At 51.7% G+C, this 21,066-nt stretch carries 13 protein-coding genes; 7 read left to right on the top strand and 6 right to left on the bottom strand.

The annotated features are described in order from the left end of the window. Positions 1-526 precede the first annotated feature (526 nt). Together pbpC and FT643_RS20155 are read right to left on the bottom strand one after the other, a co-directional pair. Positions 527-2,887, bottom strand: a complete 2,361-nt coding sequence (pbpC, locus tag FT643_RS20160) for a penicillin-binding protein 1C (protein WP_198043744.1) — start codon at positions 2,885-2,887, stop codon at positions 527-529. Next, positions 2,884-7,812, bottom strand: a complete 4,929-nt coding sequence (locus tag FT643_RS20155) for an alpha-2-macroglobulin family protein (protein WP_198043742.1) — start codon at positions 7,810-7,812, stop codon at positions 2,884-2,886. Before FT643_RS20155 ends, pbpC begins: the two co-directional genes overlap by 4 nt. Before the next feature lie 488 nt (positions 7,813-8,300). Here FT643_RS20155 and FT643_RS20150 point away from each other — a divergent pair, with 488 nt between their 5' ends. From FT643_RS20150 to FT643_RS20130, 5 genes are all read left to right on the top strand, one after another. Then, positions 8,301-9,482 (top strand): ammonium transporter, encoded by a 1,182-nt coding sequence (locus FT643_RS20150; protein WP_156873223.1) that lies wholly within the window; start codon positions 8,301-8,303, stop codon positions 9,480-9,482. 129 nt (positions 9,483-9,611) lie between these two features. Then, positions 9,612-10,250, top strand: coding sequence for a translesion DNA synthesis-associated protein ImuA (gene imuA / locus FT643_RS20145; RefSeq protein WP_156873220.1), 639 nt, complete (start codon positions 9,612-9,614; stop codon positions 10,248-10,250). 1 nt (position 10,251) lies between these two features. Further along, positions 10,252-11,688, top strand: coding sequence for a Y-family DNA polymerase (locus FT643_RS20140; RefSeq protein WP_156873219.1), 1,437 nt, complete (start codon positions 10,252-10,254; stop codon positions 11,686-11,688). Positions 11,689-11,852: 164 nt separating this feature from the next. Further along, the gene (locus FT643_RS20135) at positions 11,853-13,223 is read left to right on the top strand and encodes an acyltransferase family protein (RefSeq protein WP_156873218.1); all 1,371 of its coding nucleotides are present in this window, start codon (positions 11,853-11,855) and stop codon (positions 13,221-13,223) included. Between the two features lie 34 nt (positions 13,224-13,257). After that, positions 13,258-13,977, top strand: coding sequence for a tellurite resistance TerB family protein (locus tag FT643_RS20130; RefSeq protein WP_156873217.1), 720 nt, complete (start codon positions 13,258-13,260; stop codon positions 13,975-13,977). A gap of 48 nt (positions 13,978-14,025) precedes the next feature. Here the strand turns inward: FT643_RS20130 and FT643_RS20125 are convergent, their stop codons facing one another. From FT643_RS20125 to FT643_RS20110, 4 genes are read right to left on the bottom strand one after another with little or no spacing between them, the layout of a single operon-like run. Continuing rightward, entirely contained in the window at positions 14,026-15,363 is a 1,338-nt protein-coding gene (locus tag FT643_RS20125; RefSeq protein WP_156873216.1) for an ATP-binding protein, read from the bottom strand. Continuing rightward, positions 15,364-16,044, bottom strand: coding sequence for a response regulator transcription factor (locus tag FT643_RS20120; RefSeq protein WP_156873215.1), 681 nt, complete (start codon positions 16,042-16,044; stop codon positions 15,364-15,366). Then, on the bottom strand, positions 16,044-16,349 hold the full coding sequence (locus FT643_RS20115) for a PepSY domain-containing protein (RefSeq protein ID WP_156873214.1): 306 nt from the start codon (positions 16,347-16,349) through the stop codon (positions 16,044-16,046). The genes FT643_RS20120 and FT643_RS20115 overlap by 1 nt, the downstream gene beginning before the upstream one ends. A 6-nt stretch (positions 16,350-16,355) precedes the next feature. After that, positions 16,356-16,667, bottom strand: a complete 312-nt coding sequence (locus tag FT643_RS20110; RefSeq protein WP_156873213.1) for a PepSY domain-containing protein — start codon at positions 16,665-16,667, stop codon at positions 16,356-16,358. A gap of 256 nt (positions 16,668-16,923) precedes the next feature. Between FT643_RS20110 and FT643_RS20105 the strand changes: the two genes are divergently transcribed. Continuing rightward, a complete protein-coding gene (locus FT643_RS20105) occupies positions 16,924-17,856 on the top strand; it encodes a hypothetical protein (protein ID WP_156873212.1) in 933 nt (310 codons plus the stop codon). A 62-nt stretch (positions 17,857-17,918) separates the two neighbouring features. Continuing rightward, complete coding sequence (locus FT643_RS20100) at positions 17,919-21,029, top strand: error-prone DNA polymerase (RefSeq protein ID WP_156873211.1); 3,111 nt, start codon at positions 17,919-17,921, stop codon at positions 21,027-21,029. The last annotated feature ends 37 nt before the right edge of the window (positions 21,030-21,066 follow it).

The following is a 21,066-nucleotide window of genomic DNA, read 5'->3' as shown; positions in this document are numbered from 1 at the left end:
AACACCAACGCGGATAATATTCATTTGGGATTCTCCTCATATTCACAATGCCTACCTGTTCACTCACTATTTTGGCACGTGGATGCCGGAGTGGTAAGGAGGAGTCCATCCCATTGCTTACCCAACTCAATGTAGCGTTTTGTTATTGGGCATTAAGGGGACATTATTGTCCAAGCCACCTGATTTGATTGGGTTTATGCACTTCAAAGCCAGGAAAAACGGGATACACACAGGCGAACACCCCGAATTGAAGTGGAGATGTGAGAGTTTGTTACGAAGTGTATGTGTATTTTATGCTGTGGTTTTGGTTTATCGGAATTCATAATAAATTCAAAGCATTGGCAGAGGCTGTCGATTCGATAAATTCCTGTGCCCTGCAGGCTATGCCCGCCATAGAAAAAAAGACCCGGTACCCGGACCGAACATACCATTGTAAAAGCCACTCCCCGGAACCACCCCATTCTGATAGCTTGGCTCCAATCGATAGCAGAAAATCCGGCACTATCCAATGACGACTCCTTTTGGTTTACCGTTGCCGTTCTTCAATCGTGATCGAACGACGATCGGTTTGACCCTGTTCATCCACCACCACTATTTCGTAACGGCCTGACTTCTTGAACGGGTGGCGAACAGTCTGGTTTGCCTTGCTGTGATAGTGATAGTGACCGTTGATATACCAGTTGAATTCCCCTGCGCCACCAGAAACACCCAAATCCGCTGCGGGCATCAATTGATGTTTTCCGGACGATCGAGTAAACGATACCTGCCTACGACTGCCATCTTCCACTCCGGTGATGTTGGGCAGTGCCAGTGACAGGCCATCGTTTTGGGGGCAATGGGGGTCTAAGGCTGGAATTCGATAGTGTCGCCTTTGCTGGTAATCCAGCCAGGGCTCCAATTGCGCAGGCCAGAGGGCGACCCGCATGGGCTTCGTTTCCGCACTGCTGCAACCCCCCGCTATTCGCTTTTCTGAGTGAGCATCCAGCCGAATGGTTAGCGGATTCTGACCCTGCATCACTGTTCGTGGAATGGTTTGATCGAGTATCCAGGCAATGTGCTTTTCATCACAGAAAGGCGCATCTGCTCGCTTGTACTCGGTTCCCAGCGGCCAGCAAATAACGGCCTGAGACACCGAATCAGGTTTTGGCAGTTCCTCTTCGGCTGTCATTAGTGAACCAGGCTGCAGCTGTTCGAACACATCAAACATTAACGGTGCTGCTGTTTCCCCGCCATAATGTCCGGGCATGGGCGTAGCATCCGGTCTTCCCACCCAGACACCCACGGTATACCGTTGACTCACGCCGATGGACCAACTGTCCCGGAATCCATAACTGGTTCCGGTCTTCCAGGCAATGGCCGGATGGCTTTGCATCGATTGAAAGGTATGTAAACGATCCGGTCGCGGTGTATCCCGTAAGATTTTCCAGACAATCCAGGCACTCCCGGGATCCAGCAGATAACGGGGTTTCAAAGGATCATTCTGACGAAAACGCAACTGGGCGCTTTGTCCTTTACGGGCCAAGGCACTATAGGCTTCAACAAGCTGTTGTAGACTGGTTCCTGCTCCCCCCAGGATCAACGCTAAGCCCGCTTGTCCATTACCGGGAATAGATAGATTCAACCCACCTTGCTGCAAGCGACCTGCAAAATAATTTGGCCCCAATTGCTCTAATAAATCAACGGCGGGTAAATTCAGTGAACGCCTGAGGGCCTCAGTAGCAGATACAGGCCCATTGAAACCACCACTAAAATTAGAAGGCCGATAGGATAAACCCGCTCGGGGCACATCGCTCAATAGCGATTGCGAATGAATCAGCCCCTGCTCTATTCCCATGGCATATAAAAAAGGTTTCAGTGTCGAACCGGGAGAACGTTGCGCCTGCACCATATCCAGATAACCGAAACGTTCCTGATTACCGAATTCAGCGGTGCCGACATAAGCACGAACCGACACGTCTTTATTGTCCACTACCAGTAACGCTAACGTGCTGTGCTTGGGCAGCAGGTTACGGTAACGGCTGATATAATCTTCCAGGCTGCGCTGTAAATCACCATCAATAGTGCTGTGCAACAGTGCACTGTTCTTATATTTTTTTACCAATGAGCGAGCCAACAACGGCGCCCGGTTTGGTGCCTGCAATTGATTGGCGTAAACCGTTTCCTGCATCGCATCTCTAACTTCTTTTTGCTGCCATACACCCAATGTCAGCATGCGTTGTAAAACTTTGTTCCGTGCAATCTGCGCTGGTTGCGGATTTCGGTCAGGACGGAATCGGGTGGGTGACTGGGGCAGCACCGCTAACAGCGCTGCTTCAGCATGGGTTAATTCCACAGCAGGCTTATTCAGATACGCGTAGGACGCCGCCTGCACCCCTTCGATGGTACCGCCGAAAGGCGCAATATCCAGATACATTTGCAGGATTTCTTTCTTGGTGAAATGCCACTCCAGCTGAAATGCGCGAGTCATCTGATACAGTTTGCCGCGAATGCTACGGGTGTTGGGATGCAATAGACGAGCTACCTGCATGGTGATCGTGGAGCCGCCTGACACATATTTTTGGTGCCACAATGCCTGCCCCACTGCCCGCAACATGGAAAACGGATTCACGCCAGGATGAATCCAGAAATGGCGATCTTCATAGCTAAGCAGCGCTTGCACATAAAGCGGTGATACCCGATCCAGCGAGATGGGATAACGCCACACTCCCTGTGCATCTGGAAACACCCGTAACGGCATGCCCTGACTATCGGTTACCACTCTGGCGAACAGATTGGCCTGATGGTGGGGTAACTTTAACGGGAACAGTGCGTCCAAAGTGAACAGTGCGGCAACCAATATCGCTATTGAGCTACCGGCTATCCACTGTGTATTCTTTTTGTACTTCACCTGGGCAGCACCTTAACACGCTCAGGAGAGTCCCCCAGCCCCCGGCGCTCAGCCCGATACATGTCTTCCACATAGGGAGGCGGAATCCGGTATTCGCCCGGAGTCACCGCCCGCATCATATAGAATAAATGATAGGGTGCGCCCCACAGCTCCACCGCAGCAACATAGCGATCATCGCGGTATTCCTGGTGCTGAATCTTGCTGTTACTTAATAAGGTTTCCAGGGTTTTGCCATCCACTTCAAATTGGCTCAGCTTTGTAGCGTGCTTCAGATTTTGATTTTCCAATTCAAACCCAGCAGGAATCAAATCAATTACCAAAGAATCCTGCGCGCGGACATCTGATTTCACGCTTAGATGAACCAGCACGAGATCACCGGAGCGAACCTGATCAAACTCTATCGGCTGGCCTTCATCGTTAAAGTACTGGCGCTCAATTTGATAGCCATTTTCTAGCGGCTCGGGCTTTTCCGTAGGGTATCCGGACACAACTACCGAACCTCGGATCGGGCCTTTGCCGGTGTTATGTATTTCGATAGGCAAAGGAAAGTTACCGTCCTGCCACTGACGATACACATTAGCGGATTCCTTCATGGTCTCACTATCACCGTTCATCGTCACCTTGGCAGACCAGGCATCAACCAGGCTATCCTCGAGTTGCAGCCCCGCCATGAATAACGCATTGCGTTCCTGGGTGCTCAACCACCGCTGCGCCTTTATCTCGTCGGCAAGGGAATAACTCAGCTCTAAGGCATAGTCTTTATGGATGCCCTGTTCCATTAACAAATAAATGATCCAGGCCTGATCCCGTATCACACTGCCGTAGTCGCCCAGATATTGATTTGGTAAACGTTGCTTGAGTAAAGCTTCGTTAATTGCAACTTCAGCCCGGGCTTTGTCACCGGTTAATTGCAGTGCAATACCCAACTGTAATAATGGCAAACCGGAAGCACTGTTTTTACGGTAGCGATCGTGCAAAATGCGTATGGATGACAGTGATGCCTGATTGTCCTTTGCCAGCACGTAGGCCGCATAGGCTTTATAAGCAAAACGATAATGATCGATGTCTTCACTGTAGCGGTTTTCAAACAATCCGTTTCCGCTTTGAATATAACCTTTTAACCGTTTAAAGGTGGCATCACGCAGGCTCTTCGGCACACTATAGCCCTGCTTTTCTGCAACCAGCATAAAGTCCGCAACATAAGCCGTAAGCCAGTGCTGCTCCGGTGAGTCATCGCTCCATAAACCGAATCCACCGTTGCTCAACTGCATCCCGGCGATTCGGGTAAAGGCTTGATCCATCCGTTTCTTACGCGCAAGTTCAGAGACTTTTTTCATATTGTAACGCTGCTGAATCTGCTCACTGGCATAAGCATAGGGGTAGCTGGCGCTGGTGGTTTGTTCCAGACAGCCGTAGGGGTATCGTAATAAACCCTGGATCTGGGAAGGCAAACCCAAATCGGCTTTGTTACCCAGCGACATTATCATCTCGGCACTGGACGGGTGGATGCCCGCCATCAATTCAGCCCCCAGGGATGCCGTTTCAGATTCACTCAGAACCGCTTTTTGTGAACGTGATTCAGCCGCATAGCCTGGCCTGATATTTAACTGCCACTCTCGATCAATTGCGCGGAACCCTGCGCCGGTAACATGGATACGCACTTTACCCGGTTCAACTGCTGCGCTGTGCAAAGCAAAGGTCAGCGTTGTCTTTTGATCCTGCTGCAGTTGAATGGTTCGAGTCTGAGTAGCAGGCGTCAATCCGGCACCGGTTTCGATCTCCACCGTTAACTGCTGATCCTGCCCACTAAGATTGTGTAGATCCAACGCGCCTTGCGCCTGATCATCCAGTGCCAGAAAACGCGGCAAACTAAGTTGTGTCACCAGCGGTGCTGCAATCGTGGTTTCCTGTTCGCTACTGCCGAACTGCGCCGCGCCGAATGCCAAAGCCATCAGACGCAGTTTGCCGTTGAAATAAGGTAACGGAAAGTTGACCTGCGCCCTGCCCTGTTGGTCTAATTTCACAGGCCCATTGAACAACGAAACGATCTGCACATCCGCTTGCGCCTCTTTACCACCACGACTCAGGTCCGCATCGCCACCGAAACGGATTCGAGCTTTATCAAACTCGTTTAACTCTATCACTTTGCCATACAGGTCACGGCTATCAACAGCGTATCGTCGTCGCCCGAAAAACCCATGAAACGGATCCGGGGTTGTGAAATCACTGATATTCAACACTCCGACATCGACCGCAGCCAGCGTCACATAGCCATTGGCGAAGGGCTTTCCGGACGCATCAGTCACAACCACCTGACTTTCCAGCATTGCATCCGGTCTGGTTTTATCCGGTGCGTCTATTCGGACTTGTAATGCCCGCGGGCTCCGATCCAACGGCAGATGCAGCAAGCCGAAAGCTCTGTTTGGCGTGATCTGTTGCTTGCGGCTCGCCCCCCTCAGCACGACTGCTGAAATATAAAGATTATGTTGATTCCAGGCTGCATCGATGGGAATGTCGATACTGGTTTGGGTTTCCTTCAGAGTGACACGCTTAATCCATAAAGGCTGATCGGATTCCACCATAATAATGGCGTCGCCGGCATGGGGACTGTTGATGCTTAATTTTGCCGTCTCCCCTGCTTTATACGCTTCCTTATCCAGGGCCAGGGTTACCGCATCCGGTCGCATAGAGCGATCAGACTGTTGATTTTCCTGCCAGCGGGAGTACCAGTCGGCACCGGCCTGAAAGCGGACACTGGTAACCATCTTGGTTACCGGGTCTGTTACTACTAAACGATAGCGCCCCCAATCCACGTTAAATTGTACCTGGTTGTTTTCGTTTGCTCTCAGGTCAATATTTTTTGCGGCGACAACGTATTCTTTCTCCGTATACTCATAATGCCAGCCGTTATTATCATCGTACGACCAGAAATACTGCCGATCTTCCCGAACCAGATTGGCCTGCACCTGCCCGGATGGTAACTGCTTACCACTTGAATCCACTCTAATTACATCAAAGGTCACCTCGGAATTGGCATCCGGATTTTTTTCACCAAAAGAAGGCCTCACGCCCAGCATGGGCTCCTTGGGCCAGACCTGCGCCCGGTAACTACGAACTACGGGACGCCCGCCGCTTTCATACAAACTGCTGATGAGTTGAACCTGCAAAGGGGATTTGGCTTTTTCCCAACGGCGCCCGATATCCACGATGACATTGCCCTCGTCATCCAGAAATTGATCTGCAAGTTCAAATTTTTTATCGTTGATATTATCCAGCTCATTACCGAACAGAAAGCCCTTGTACTTATCCATTGGTTGCCGCAATAAACCAATCTGTACACGATTGCTGAGCCGATTCCCTGCTGCCGGTGCACCATATAAATACATGCCGTTCAGGGGAATACGGACAGCCTCCTGACTGTTAAATACCAATGGCGTCTGTTTTCCCTGATTAAACTGCAGAACCAATCGCTCCGGAAGAAATTCTTCCACTTTAAAACGATGATGTACCACTCCGGATGCCAGATTACTAATATCAAAAGTCCAATTGCCGGTGGCACTGTTACCGGGCAAAGTAAATTGATATTGGTAAAAACCCAAGTCTTGGGACACCAAAATGGCTTGCTGTACCACCTGTCCATCGGGTGTATGGATGCGCACATTCAGGTTTTGTTTTTGCGTTAACCGGCCGTCGCCATCCCGTAGCAAAATATTGAAATCCACGGTCTCACCTGGGCGATATAAATCTCGGGGTGTATAAACAAACGCTTCCTGCGGCAACTGCGGACGCTTACCCAAATCAAATTCCGACAAGTCCAGAGCCGGTCCTGTAAGCTCCAACACAGCGGTATGTTTGTTGTTGTGCGCCACCAGCAAACGAGCCTCTTTATTTTTAGCCGTAAACTGTACATCTCCCTGGGGCGAGGTTTTTCGTTCCTGAATCACATTGCCTTTATCATCCAACAATTGCACCGTTAAACCTTTTATCGGTTTCGCGGTGGTCAATGAGGACGCCATTATCCACAACTCATTGCCATAGTCCCTAGCCTGTAAACCAATATCCGTCACCACAAAATGCGTACTGCTTTGCTGGTAATCGTAACTGCCGGGAATCTCCATCACCGCCACATACAAACCCGGTTGCGCCAGTTCATCGATCCCCTCTACATCAATGGATTGGGTGGTCAGGGTATTGGCCGGCGGGTCCAGCACAAAGCGACCGCTATAAACCAACTCCCCCCAACTACTCAGTTGAGAAAACCCGCGAAAGCGATGATGGTAACTGTTTTGAATACTGGAAAAATACAGGTTCATTTTTTGCGGATTGATACGGTGGAAATGGATATCCACTTCTTTCACATTGATCACACTTACCGGAATGCCGCTGCTTAATCCAGCCGGCAATACACTGCCTTTGGATGCAAAACTGACGCTGGGATTGATATTGCGGGTTTTAATTTTCTGGCTGGTCGATAGCTCTAGCGTGGCGCCGGTCAATCCCGGCAGACCCCGGTGCACAGATACCTCGTATTGTGTTTTGGGTTGGGTAGCAGTGAAGTACGCCATCTTCTTATCATCCGAGGTGACCCAGGCACCGTCCACCACCCGACCGTTATCCGTGTTAACCGAAAAGAAAGGTTGTAAGTCCTGCTCCGTATCCAGCGGCACCGACAGGGTTACCGCCAGCATATTTCGTCCTTTCCACTCCCGTTCCGACACGTCCAGCACCCGCAACCCAGTATCGGCATAACGAGCGTTCAGGCTCGCGACACTCTGTATTGCTTGACCGTTCGGCTCAGCATCGCCCGACGGCGCAGTTTCAACCCCAGTAGGTGCCGGTGAGCTGGCCCGGCCGGCCTGTTCCGGCTCTGAACAAGCGCTCATTATGACCAGCAGCAGTGTCAGTAACATTCGATTTATCGGCACGGTAAAGCTCCACAGAAATTGAATTCTGGGCTCACTATACCCTAACGATGACAGCGAATTATGATGAATTATAACGGTCGCAGGACAGTTTATGACGCCCTGAAGAAGGCATTTTTTGCACCAATATAGCGCCCAAACAACCCTAAAGTTCTCTTGTGGTGCGAAAATCAAATGGATACACACCATAATCGGCAGCTAAAATCCTCTACAGCATTTTTCATCTCATTGATTTTTATAATTTTTAAGGGGATCACCTTCGCTACCGCCCCACAACCACCCGCCAAGCTCTAAAATGGTGCAATATTTGCTTGTTTGGCTAACGAATACGAGGCACAGAAACCTCGATAATTGACGTGGCAACCGCCGGGTGTCCGTTGCACATTACGATGTTCTTGATTGTTGCGCTTGAACAAATTGACTGAATCACTAATAGGGGAAGTACTTTGAACACACTTAATCTCGACAGCATTAATTCCGCTGTTGAAACAATGATGAACGGTGCCAACACCATGTTCATCTTGCTGGGAGCAATCATGGTTTTGGCCATGCACGCCGGATTCGCATTCCTGGAGGTGGGCACCGTTCGCCATAAAAACCAGGTTAATGCGCTCGTTAAAATCATGACCGATTTTGGTATATCCACTCTGGCTTATTTCTTTATTGGTTATCAGGTGGCCTATGGCGTCGATTTCTTTGCGGGTGCTGCTGAACTGACCCAAAATAACGGCTATGAACTGGTTAAGTTTTTTTTCCTCCTGACCTTTGCTGCTGCAATTCCGGCGATTGTGTCCGGCGGCATTGCTGAACGGGCCCGGTTTTATCCCATGCTGCTATCGTCAGCGCTCATCGTTGCCGTTGTATACCCCTTCTTCGAGGGCTTGATCTGGAACGGCAACTATGGCTTCCAAGCATGGTTGGAAGAACAATTCGGCGCAGGCTTTCATGACTTTGCCGGATCCGTAGTAGTGCATGGGGTCGGCGGCTGGATTGCGTTCGCGGCAGTTGCGTTACTGGGTTCGCGTAAGGGCCGCTATCGGGATGGAAAGGTCATGGCTTTTGCCCCTTCGAATATACCCTTTTTAGCGCTAGGGGCCTGGATTCTGACAGTAGGCTGGTTCGGTTTTAACGTGATGTCGGCCCAAACCCTGGACGGTATTTCCGGGCTAGTGGCTGTTAATAGCCTGATGGCCATGGTCGGCGGTACCGTTGTGGCGTTGGTGGTCGGGCGCAACGATCCGGGCTTTATTCATAACGGCCCGTTGGCCGGCTTGGTGGCCGTGTGTGCGGGATCGGATCTGATGCATCCGATCGGTTCCCTGATTGTGGGTGGCGTAGCTGGCGGTTTGTTTGTATTTGTCTTCACTACCGCCCAAAACAAATTTCCCAAGTTTGATGATGTATTGGGTGTCTGGCCGCTACACGGCCTTTGCGGTGCCTGGGGCGGTATTGCTGCTGGCATCTTCGGGGCTGAAGGGATGGGAGGCTTAGGCGGGGTGAGCTTGGTATCGCAACTCATCGGTACCGCGGCTGGCATCGCGATTGCGCTGATTGGTGGTTTTATCATATACGGTGTTGTAAAAGCCGTAATTGGCTTGCGACTGGATGAAGAAGCTGAGTTCATCGGTGCTGATTTAGCCATTCATAAGATCGGCTCAACCAGCGAAGAGTAAGCCGAAAAATCCTCTTTTCCACCCCCGGTGACCACACTGCCCGGGGGGGGTTATTTTCCTGCAAAAGTCTCTTGCTGCAACCTCAATACTGTATATAATTACAGTATTCCATGTTATTGAGTGTACGACATGTCTGCGGCCAAAGCGAACCTGAACCAGTTATTACAGCACCCCGCCATCTGGCGTGCCGCTGATACAGCGCGTTCACGGCAGTACCGGCAACAACAAACCGACACCCTGCCCAGCGGCTTTAGCGCTCTGGATCAGGCGCTTCCCGCAGGCGGTCTTCCAACCGATAATGTCGCTGAAATCCTCTGCCCTCATTGGGGCTGCGGCGAAACGGAACTGCTCTCCTCAGCACTGGCCCTGCTCAGTCAGCAATCACGCTGGCTGGTGTGGGTCAACCCGCCCTGGCTGCCCTATGCTCCGGCATTGCAGCAGCAGGGCATCCAATTAGAAAACACCCTGGTAGTGCACTGCCGGGATGATCAATCCATTTTATGGGCCATGGAGCAATGCCTCAGCTCAGGTGCCTGCAGCGCGGTGCAAGGCTGGCCCGGCAACCCCTTGCCAAAGCAAATCCGGCGGCTGCAACTGGCGGCACAAAAAGGTCGGAGCCTGGGTCTGTTAATGCGCCCGGACAGCCACCTGCAACAACCCTCACCGGCTCCGCTGCGCTTGCAAATGGGCCCCCTGCAACAACACCTCCAAGTACGCGTAGTGAAATGCAAAGGACATTGGGGCAGCGATTGGTTAGCACTGAACTGACATGTTATGGGCTTGTTTACACTTTCCGGCACTGGCTCTGAACCTGGTGGAACAAGGGCTCCCCCGGCCGCAGCCTTCGGTGGTGGAAATCACCCGCAAAAACCAGCGGCTGGTGCTGCATGCCAACTCGTTGGCATTGCAGGCCGGTGTAATCCCAGGCATGACTATCCCCACCGCTCAAGGCCTGGTGAATGAACTGCATTGTCAGGTCTATGATCAACGCGCGGAAAGTAAAGCCCTGCAACAACTGGCTAACTGGGCCTATGAATTCACCCCTCATATCCAGACCCACGGTAGCCATAGTCTGCTGCTGGAAGTCAGCCATTCACTGAAACTGTTTCAAGGGCAACACGCTCTGGCGCAACGTCTATTACAGCGTCTTCCCCCTGGATTTGAACCTTTCGCCTTAACCTTTTGCGAAACCCCCATGGCTGCTCTGCTGTTTGCCCAGGCTCACGAAGGCTGCAACCGGGCGCTTTTTTTTTCGCTGCAGGATTTACCCGACTACGATGTGCAATGGCTGAGTATTCCCGCAGCGCAAAAAGCGCTGCTCTATAGCATGGGGCTGAAAACCCTGAGCCAGTTAACAGAACTACCTCGGGATACTCTATCGAAGCGGTTTGGTATTGAGTTCAGCGGCTACCTGAACCGCTTACTGGGACAGCAGGCAGACCCTCTGCCAAATTGGGTTTTACCGGAACAATTCAGTGCGGAACTGGAATTTGTGCAAGAAATCGAAAGCAGCCAGGCTTTACTGTTTCCGATCCGGCACCTGCTCAGCCGGCTGGAACACTACCTGACCGCACGTCAACTCAGCCTCAACCATCTATTGTTTTCTCTGGCATTGCGCAACCGGTCCCGGCAATCCTGGCACATGCACTTTGCCGCGCCGGTACATCGTCTGTCCGATATGTTGCCATTGGTGCAATTAAAGCTGGAAAACCTGAAACTGCAGGCGCCGGTGCTCAACCTGCAACTGAGCGCACAGCAATTTCTGCCCTTGAACACCACTCAAGGCGATTTATTCAGCCAGCACCAGAACAACGGCGTTAGTCGTTATCAGTTAGTGGATCGCCTCAAGGCACGATTAGGCGATAAACAGGTACACGGTCTGGGCATGGTAGCCGACCACCGGCCGGAATACAGTTGGTCCAGCGCCACTCCTGGCCAGGGTGAAGTCTTGCAGCACCCTGCAGAACAGCGCCCGTTCTGGCTATTGACGCACCCGCAAAAACTGCGCAGTAAAAAAGGACTGCCTCTATATGACCATCCCCTGCAGCTGTTAAAAGGGCCGGAGCGGATTGAAACCGGCTGGTGGGACAACAAGCCGATCAACCGGGACTACTTTATTGCCCTCCACGGCAACGGGCAACGCTTTTGGGTGTATCGGGATCGCGATAATCAACACTGGTTTTTACACGGTATCTTTTCTGCTTAATCGCTACAGAAAAATGCAAAATAAGCACAATACCCTTAGCAACACCGGATTCAACAACTTAGCCGTACCAAGCTACATTTCACAACAAGTTATTACTTTGAATGCTAAGCGGGACCGGTTAGCTTGAACTAGACTAAAGACATCTACTAATAAATATAAAAAAAATGTCATTAACCAAACCTTCCTGGTTGCGCTATTGGTCCGTTAAGAAAAACCTTAGCGCACTCAATGAGCACAGCTCCGGTACATTTTATCTTATCAACGGATTGCGCTTTTTCGGCTTTGTCTGGATTCTGGTTGCGCATACGGTGTTTGTGTACGCACTTTACAATGGGAAAAGCGTATTCTTTCAGGCGCTGGACGATGCCCCCTTTTACCTGTACTGGATCTGGAATGCCGATAAAGCAGTAGATCTGTTCTTCGTGGTCAGCGGCTTTTTGATCAGCGTTATTCTACTCAAGGAATTAAACAAAAGCGGCGATATTCGACTGAAACGTTTCTACTTCCGGCGTTATCTCAGGCTTACTCCGGTGTACGCATTAATCGTCATGATTTTTTGGGCAAGCAAAGCCAATAACTATGAGTGGGCCTGGACTAACCTGCTGTATGTTAATAATTTTCTCTCGCCTGATAAAATGGCCCTGCAATGGACCTGGACGCTGGCCGTAGAAGAGCAATTCTATTTATTACTGCCGCTGATTTTGCTGTTTATTCACAAAACACCACAACGCTCTTTTATAAAAATCATGCTGGGCTTACTGGTCGCTTCCTTGCTCATTCGTGGCGGTGTCTTGTATTACTATGATGAGCTTTGGAACGCCAACTACCGTGCGATGCTGTCGGAAAAGGAAGTTTCACTGGTGTTCTACGGCAAGCTCTACGACAACCTGGCTACCCGCTACGGACCCTTCGTACTGGGCGTTATGGCAGGCTACGGTTACTGTTTCCACCAACAAACCATATGCACTTGGGTCGCCGCCTCCCGACATCGGGCATTGCTTTTGAATATAATCGCCATGTCCATTATCGTGTTTTTCATGTATTTCCCCATACTAGGCGAGCACTACAGTGAATCCGGTGGCGGCTTGCGGCTGTATGTTATCTTTCACCGCACCGTATTCTGCGCCGCCTTTACTTGGTTTATGTTATCCGTATTCCTGAATTTCGATCACTTTCGTTGGATCGCAAAATTCTATTCACTGCGAATCTGGCACCCATTGGGCCAACTCACTTATTCCATGTATTTAATTCACTTTATTGTGATTCTGCTGGTGATGTTTCAGGTCAATAAAATGATTAAACACTATGAACTTCCTGCCGCAGAAGCACTGGTGATCGGGGTGTCATCCGGCGCGTTTATTTCTCTGCTGCTTTCCATCCTGCTCGGCCTGGTCTGCTGGCTTCTGATCGAAAAGCCATTTCTCAACATGAGAGAGTTATTTGAAGTCAACCGGGGTGCGACGCATGCTAAGCCCATGGATAAATCGATAGGCAAGATTGGAAACCATGACGTAAAAACGGGGTCAAACAACTGAATTTTAACCCGTTTTTAAATCAGGGAGTTGCCCTATGAATGTATCCTCAATCTTGAACCAGTTACTCCAGCAGGCATCCGGCCAGACGTCAGGCAATCGCCAGGGCTCGGGAGTCAATGTGAATCAGATTATCAATAGTGTCACCTCGCAACTCCAGGGGAGTCAGAGTGCCCCCGGAGGCGTTGATATAAAAAGCTTGCTCGGCGGAGGCGCGCTGGGATTACTGGTCGGCTCGAAACGGGGTCGGAAGATGGGAACCAAGGCACTAAAATATGGGGCATTGGCCGGCATCGGTGTGCTGGCCTGGAAAGCCTATCAGAATCACCAGAATGGTGTAGGTCAAGCGCAATCAACCAGCAAGACCCAAGGGCAACCTCTGGAACAACTGCAAGGACAAGCTGAACAGCAACGGGGGCTGGAAATCCTGCAAGCAATGATCATGGCCGCTCGGGCTGATGGCCATATCGATGCAGATGAGCGGGCTTTACTGACCCGGGAAATCGAAAAGCTCGGTCCCGACGACGAACTACAAGCATGGCTTCAGCAACAGTTTGATGCACCACTGGATGCGGCTGCACTGGCCGCCCAGGCCGACTCTCCCCAGGCGGCACGGGAAATATATCTGGTCAGCGCAGTAATGATTGATGACCAGAACCCCATGGAAAGAGCCTGGCTGGATCAACTGGGCAGCGCGCTGCAATTACCATCGGCGATGATGCTGGAGCTGGATCGGCAGGTATTGGCACCCGGTTGAACAAGCCAAGTTTACCCGCCAGAAATGCGTAGCGATACTGTCGTGTCGCTACGCTGCACCACGCCCCCCGATTAGCGGCAAACAAACACTGACCGACAATCCGCCGAGCGAGCTTCGGGCGAGTTCTAACTCACCGTGATACGCTGCGATAATATCCTGAGCAATGCCGAGCCCCAGACCGTGACCCTCCATCTGTTCGTCCAGGCGACCGCCCCGTGCAAGAGCTTCGTCGTACTGGGTCTCTGCGATACCCGGCCCGTCATCTTCAATTCTGATCAGGATCTGCGAATGCGGGCATTCAATCCTCAGCCGGACCTGTGTTTGTGCCCACTTACAGGAATTGTCGAGCAAATTGCCCAACAATTCGAGCATATCATCATGCTCCAAAGGCAACGTGCCCGCAGGCACCTGCCAGTCATAAGTCAGCTCACGCCTATGTGCACGCTCCAGACTGTCTAGCAGTAACGGAACGACCTCACGGGGATTAAAATGCTCTCCTCCCCTGACTTCGCCTGCGGTTCGGGCACGCCCCAGTTCACGAGTGATGCGGCGTTGCATCTGAGCAAGTTGGTGTTGCAGGGTTTCGCGTAGTTGCGGATCAGCACGCTCGGCGACGCTAATCAATACCGCCAGTGGCGTTTTGAGGGCGTGCCCGAGGTTACCCAAAGCGTTACGTGACCGGAGCAGTGACACACGCATGTAATCCAGTAAACGGTTGATTTCATCAATCAAAGGCTGCAGCTCAAGCGGCGCCTCGGAATCCAGCAATTCCCGCTCACCGCGCTGCAACTGCTGGAGCTGTAACTGTGCCTGCTGCAGCGGACGGAGTGCTACCCGGCGCATGACCCGATACTGCATATAAATCAGCACCACTACCACAGCCAAACCCAGAGCCAGCAACAACAGCCCGATTTCATTAAACTCCGCGAGTAACGGAGCCATATCCGTGGCCACCAGAATGGAAAACGATTTACCGTAACGCCGAAAATCCGATCGCAGATACAACAAGCGTTGGTGCTCCGGACCGTCGATCAAGCCGGGCGCCGGACCCGGTTCTGTAAGCACGGGTAACTCAGCGTCCCAAAGTGAGCGCGATCGCCACCGCTCCCCCTCGATCTCAACCACATAATAGCGGCCGGAAAACGGAGTCAGGTAAGCCGGAGAAAGTCTAGCGTCATCCAGGTACACCCCTTGCGTGCCATTTGCGATTGCCGTCAGCACCGTGCGGGATTCGTATTCGAGATTTTCCAGGGCGTAATTGCGTACAGCCCGTTCAAACAACACGGTGGCCACTACCCCCAACAAAACCGCCCCCAGCACCAAACTTGCTGCCAACCCGAAACTCAGTTGACGCCCTATCGAGGCAGTTTTCGAGTTGCTACGCATTCATAAACCACGCTGCGTGGCGGTGCCCACAAAACAATAGCCCTGCCCCCGGTGAGTCTGGATGTGTTCACGTCCTAACTTACGTCGCAGGCGATTCACCAGTACCTCGAGCACGTTACTGTCGCGCTCGCGTTCGCCATCGTAAAGATGATCTTCAAGCTGGCTACGCGTGAGTATCCGTCCGGAGTTCAGCATAAAATAACGAAGCAAACGAAACTCTGCACCACTCAGCGCTTCTATCGAACCGTTACATTCCACCACCTGCCGGTCTTCATCGAGTGCAATTGCACCGACCACCAGCTTCGGCGCGTTATTCTGCCCGTGGTAACGACGCAGCAATGACTGCACCCGCAACAAAAGTTCGTCAGGGTGAAACGGTTTGGTAAGGTAGTCATCAGCTCCCGCTCGCAACCCTGTAATGCGGTCAGCAAAACTGTCACGGGCCGTTAAAATCAAAACACAAAGCGGCAGCCCTGCTGCACGCCAGTCCTTGAGCACATCAAGCCCGGAGCGTCCCGGCAAACCCAAGTCCAGCACGGCAATATCGTAGTTTTCATCATGGGCACGAATGCTGGCATCCCGCCCGTCCGCCAACCAGTCCACGGCATAACCTGCCTGCTGCAGCCGCGACAGCAACTCCTCGGCCAAAACCACATTATCCTCAACCAGTAGCAAACGCATCAATCGTCAACCTCGTCCTCCAGCAAATCGCCATTGCCTGCATTGAATTCCAGCTCACGAACCTGACCAGATGCCGTAAGCACTTCCAACTCATAAATATACAGTCCGTCGTCCCGCTCAAGCTCGGCCTCCAGCAAGGTAGCACCGGGATAATGCTCGCGCACTTTCAACAACAAGGTTTGCAACGGCAACAAAGCGCCGCTGCGACGCAAACTCAACGCATCATCATGATCAATATCCTCTGCTCCGGCCGCACTCATCGCACAGGCGAGCACGACCGGCAAGGCTAACCGCAGGAACGTCATCCTACCTCAATCGTCCTGTTTGTCGGCAAGCACTGCGCCACTACTGGCATCGATGTCCACCTCCCATTCCTGGCCTGCAGAATCACGTAACTCCACTTTATATACATATTTACCATACTCGTTTTCAAGTTCAGTATCCCCGATCATCGCATCAGGATGGTTGGAAAGAGCCGCCGTATTCAACTGCTCAATGGGTTTGATGGTTCCGGCTTTCAGTAATTCCTCTGTCTCTCCAGGACCAATGTCGTCGTCTGCATGGACAACATTTACAGCACCCAGGAGCAAGCATGAGACCAATATCGCATTGCGCGTGTTCATAGTAAATTCCTCTAGTTAAAAGACGTCGCCCGTAGTGGCAACGATTCCAAACTACAAGTACGACCTTAACTGAATCTGAATGCCTGAGTTTCGCGCTACGCATCCCCTCCCGGCATGGACCGCAAGGGCCAGATCCTGTTTGTCGGACAGATCACAAAACTGAACGTAACCGTTATTTTCATGATGAGTTCTGCATCAATATCTGGCCTTATGCTACAAGGATTTTTTGTTTATGGAACGACAGGGAGAATCACTTGTGAACAGGGCTTTTCAAGCATGCATTACGGCCACATGCATAATATTTTCAGTCAACGCAGCCGCCTTTAACCCATACCCCGGAAATGACAATCCAAATACGGATGATGATGTGCCTGGCGATCCTCCGATCACATCGCCAGGCACCCAATGGGATGACGTACCACCGGATATGGTTAACAGTATTGAGCTTACTTGGAAGGAGATGACAGGAGGTTTTGAAGGTAAAACCGGAGCGCGTCCACGCAACGGAAGTATCAGCGGGTTCTACAACACCATTCTCGACCAGGTAATGCAAAATAACGGGAAATTGAATTACTGTGTCCGCTATGAATCGGACGTGCCTGTCTCCCCTGACCTTCGGGACGACATAGAAGCGGCATTACGCCGCAATGTGAACGCCTGGTTCAGCAAGCTAGCCGGCTACAATCATTTCCCCCACCAACACATTGATGTGAATGTCGTTGGTTGGGCCGTGCGGAACCGTTCTACGCTGCAATGGAATGATGACCCGGTCCCGGTTTACGTGGGTGACTATTATGAAAATGCACCCCAATGTGCACAGGTGTGCGGCCGATTTTTTCATCAGGAAGCGGGTTACAGCTACCCTCAGTGCCCGGGTGGCAAAGCCAACCACTACGATCAATCGCTGTGGTTAACCGAGGGCATGAACGGCGGCGCTGGCGGCGACTGGGGTCAGCGCGTTGGCCGGTCCTATTTCACTGGGCAGGTTAAATCGGAAAACCTGCATATTTTTTTACATGAGATGGGACACGGTTTTGGTTTTCCTGATTACTACAACTGGAGAACATGGACGCAATCGACCCCGGAACCTTATAGCGTAATGGTGGCCGGCAGTGCTTTTGAAGTAACCGACTGGGATCGCTGGATGTTGCGCTATACCTGGGATCGCTTGAAACCCCGCTGGGATTAAGCTGATTTGCTGCCCCGCAATATACTGTATATTATTACAGTATATTGCGGGGCAGCAAATTTATGACATATTCCGAACTTCATTGTTATTCCAACTTCAGTTTCCTGAAAGGCGCATCCCACCCGGAAGAACTGGTAAAACAAGCCTCTGCGCTGGGTTACCCCGGTCTTGCCGTTACCGATGAGTGCTCCGTAGCCGGTGTAGTACGGGCCCATGTCGAAGCCCGACAACACCCGGATATTCGTTTAATCATCGGCAGTGATTTTATCAGTGAAGAGGGCTTTCACTTCGTCATACTGGCCCCTACCCGCCGCGCTTACGGGCAGCTCTGCACCCTGATCACCCTGGCTCGCCGCCGGGCTGAAAAGGGGCACTACCAATTAAAATTAGCTGATCTTTCCCCCCTGACGAGCGAATGCCTGTTTATCTGGTTCCCTTCCCTGGGCCAATGCCAACCTACAGAAAGCAGGTCTGCAAACAGCCACCGGCAAGCATTAGTGGATGCAGCTCCACAGCGACTGTGGATAGGACTGGAGAACAACCTGAACCCACAAGACCAGCAACGCTGCCGACAGCGACAACAACTGGCACTGCAACTGGGTTTACCGCTGGTGGCGTGCGGGCAGGTACACACTCACCACCCCTCACGGCAACCACTGCAGGATATTGTCACCGCCATCCGCCTCAACACCCATATTCACAGCGCCGGTTTTCAATTGCATGCCAACCGCGAAAGCAGCCTGCGCCCTGTTGAAGAAATACAACGTTACTTCCCCCAGGCCGCCATCGAGCAAACGCAGGTGATCACACAATTATGTCAGTTTTCCCTGCAGGAGCTGCGCTATGAATACCCTCATGAAGTGGTTCCACCCGGCCACAGCGCGCAATCCTATTTACGCCGGTTAGTAGAAAGCGGCGCGCAACATCGTTGGCCAGAGGGGGTAACACCCCATGTCCGGAGTTTACTGGAAAAAGAACTGGGACTGATCAATGAGCTGAATTACGAATACTATTTTCTCACCGTATACGACATTGTACAGTTTGCCCGCAGCCAGAACATTCTCTGTCAAGGCAGAGGCTCAGCTGCTAATTCAGCCGTATGCTTTTGTTTGTTTATCACCGAAGTAGACCCCGCCAAAAGCTCGTTATTGTTCGAACGTTTTATTTCCAAAGAACGTAATGAGCCGCCGGATATTGATGTGGATTTTGAGCACGAACGACGTGAAGAAGTCATTCAGTTTATTTATCGTAAATACGGGCGCCAGCGCGCAGCGTTAACCGCGACTTTAATCACTTACCGTATCAAAAGTGCGATTCGTGATGTTGGTAAAGCCATGGGGTTTGATCAAACGTTACTGGATCAACTGTCGAAATCCATCGCCTGGTGGGATAAGCAGGAGCAACTCCCGCAACGGTTAACCGAATTGGGAATCGATATTCGCAACCCCCGTATTCAGCGTTTCAAATCCCTGGTGGATACATTGCTCGGGTTCCCTCGTCATCTGTCGCAGCATGTAGGCGGGTTTATTATTTCCGCCGGGCCACTGGATCAGTTAGTGCCCATTGAAAATGCGTCCATGCCGGAGCGTACCGTAGTGCAATGGGATAAAGACGATATCGAAGCCTTGAGTTTAATGAAAATCGACGTTCTGGGGTTGGGTATGCTCAGCGCCATTCGTAAGAGCTTTGATCTCATCGAACAAATACGCGGGCAACGCTGGACGCTCTCCACTCTGCCGCAGGAAAACCCGGCAACCTATGAACTGCTGCAACGCGGCGACAGCGTCGGCGTGTTTCAGGTGGAATCCCGTGCCCAGATGGCGATGCTACCCCGCCTCAAACCCGCCTGTTTCTACGATCTGGTGATTGAAGTGGCCATTGTACGGCCAGGACCGATTCAGGGGGATATGGTGCACCCCTATCTGCGAAGGCGTCAGGGCCTGGAGCAGGTTCACTATGTCAGCGACGAAGTGCGACACGTCTTGGAACGCACCCTGGGTGTGCCCATTTTTCAGGAACAGGTCATTGAGTTGGCGATGGTGGCTGCGGGCTTCAGTGCCGGAGAAGCAGATCAATTACGCCGCGCCATGGCCGCCTGGAAACGCAAAGGTCAGTTACAACCCTACGAAGCAAAGCTCGCCCACGGTTTATTGTCCCGTGGTTATTCTGAAGACTTTTCACGGCGCATTATTTCCCAGATTCGAGGCTTTGGTGAATACGGTTTTCCGGAATCTCACGCCGCCAGTTTTGCTTTACTGGTCTATGCCTCTGCCTGGCTGAAATGCCATGAGCCAGCGGCCTTTTGCTGCGCCCTGCTGAACAGCCAACCCATGGGGTTCTATTCACCATCGCAACTGGTACAGGACATCAAACGTCATCAGGTAGAAGTACGCGCAGTGGACGCCTTAAAAAGCCAGTGGGACCACAGCCTGGAAAGCGATGCCCAGGCGCAGCAACCCCAGCAACAGCCAGCCATCCGACTGGGCTTCAGGTTAGTGAAGAACCTGTCACGACAAGGTGTCGATACGCTGCTGCTGCAACGGGAGCACCACCCCTTCAGCTCGTTACAAGACTTAATACAACGCTGTAAGCTCAATAAACGGGATCTGGATGCCCTCGCCCATGCCGATGCATTTAGCTGTTTTCAACAACACCGCTTTCAGGCTCGATGGGAAACCCAGGGACTACAGCAGGAATCACCACTGCTACAGCAACAGCAACAACGGGAAACGGCGGTCACGCTGCCCCCCCCTGGCGAAGCCGACAATCTCAGTGAAGATTATCACAGCCTGGGACTCACCTTGGGACGACACCCGATGTCCTTACTGCGCGAGCACCCGGATCTGAAAGGCTGCAAACGACATCAGGACCTATATGCCATGGGACATAAACGTTTTGTCCGCATCGCCGGTATCGTTACCGGACGGCAGCGTCCAGGCACTGCCACCGGCGTGGTTTTCATTACTCTGGAAGACGAAACCGGAAACAGCAATATCGTGGTGTGGCGGGATTTAGTAGAACGTAACCGGGCAACTGTGGTGCATTCCCGTTTGATGAAAATTAAAGGTGTGGTGGAGCGGGAAGGCAGCGTGATTCACGTCATTGCCGGAGAAATTACCGATTGCAGTTACCTGCTGGGAGAGCTTGAAACTCATTCCAGGGATTTTCATTGACGCACAGATAAAAATCAGCTGCAAGAATACGGAGAAA

The organism is Ketobacter sp. MCCC 1A13808, from assembly GCF_009746715.1.
Taxonomy (GTDB): Bacteria; Pseudomonadota; Gammaproteobacteria; order Pseudomonadales; family Ketobacteraceae; genus Ketobacter.
This window is presented reverse-complemented; position numbering and strand designations above follow the sequence as displayed.

Excerpts from the sequence above, each read along its gene's own strand:
- FT643_RS20125 (WP_156873216.1), bottom strand. The coding sequence starts at position 15,363 with ATGCGTAGCAACTCGAAAACTGCCTCGATAGGGCGTCAACTGAGTTTC.
- FT643_RS20130 (WP_156873217.1), top strand. The coding sequence starts at position 13,258 with ATGAATGTATCCTCAATCTTGAACCAGTTACTCCAGCAGGCATCCGGC.
- FT643_RS20135 (WP_156873218.1), top strand. The coding sequence starts at position 11,853 with ATGTCATTAACCAAACCTTCCTGGTTGCGCTATTGGTCCGTTAAGAAA.
- FT643_RS20115 (WP_156873214.1), bottom strand. The coding sequence starts at position 16,349 with ATGACGTTCCTGCGGTTAGCCTTGCCGGTCGTGCTCGCCTGTGCGATG.
- FT643_RS20120 (WP_156873215.1), bottom strand. The coding sequence starts at position 16,044 with ATGCGTTTGCTACTGGTTGAGGATAATGTGGTTTTGGCCGAGGAGTTG.
- FT643_RS20100 (WP_156873211.1), top strand. The coding sequence starts at position 17,919 with ATGACATATTCCGAACTTCATTGTTATTCCAACTTCAGTTTCCTGAAA.
- imuA (WP_156873220.1), top strand. The coding sequence starts at position 9,612 with ATGTCTGCGGCCAAAGCGAACCTGAACCAGTTATTACAGCACCCCGCC.
- FT643_RS20110 (WP_156873213.1), bottom strand. The coding sequence starts at position 16,667 with ATGAACACGCGCAATGCGATATTGGTCTCATGCTTGCTCCTGGGTGCT.
- FT643_RS20150 (WP_156873223.1), top strand. The coding sequence starts at position 8,301 with ATGATGAACGGTGCCAACACCATGTTCATCTTGCTGGGAGCAATCATG.
- FT643_RS20140 (WP_156873219.1), top strand. The coding sequence starts at position 10,252 with ATGTTATGGGCTTGTTTACACTTTCCGGCACTGGCTCTGAACCTGGTG.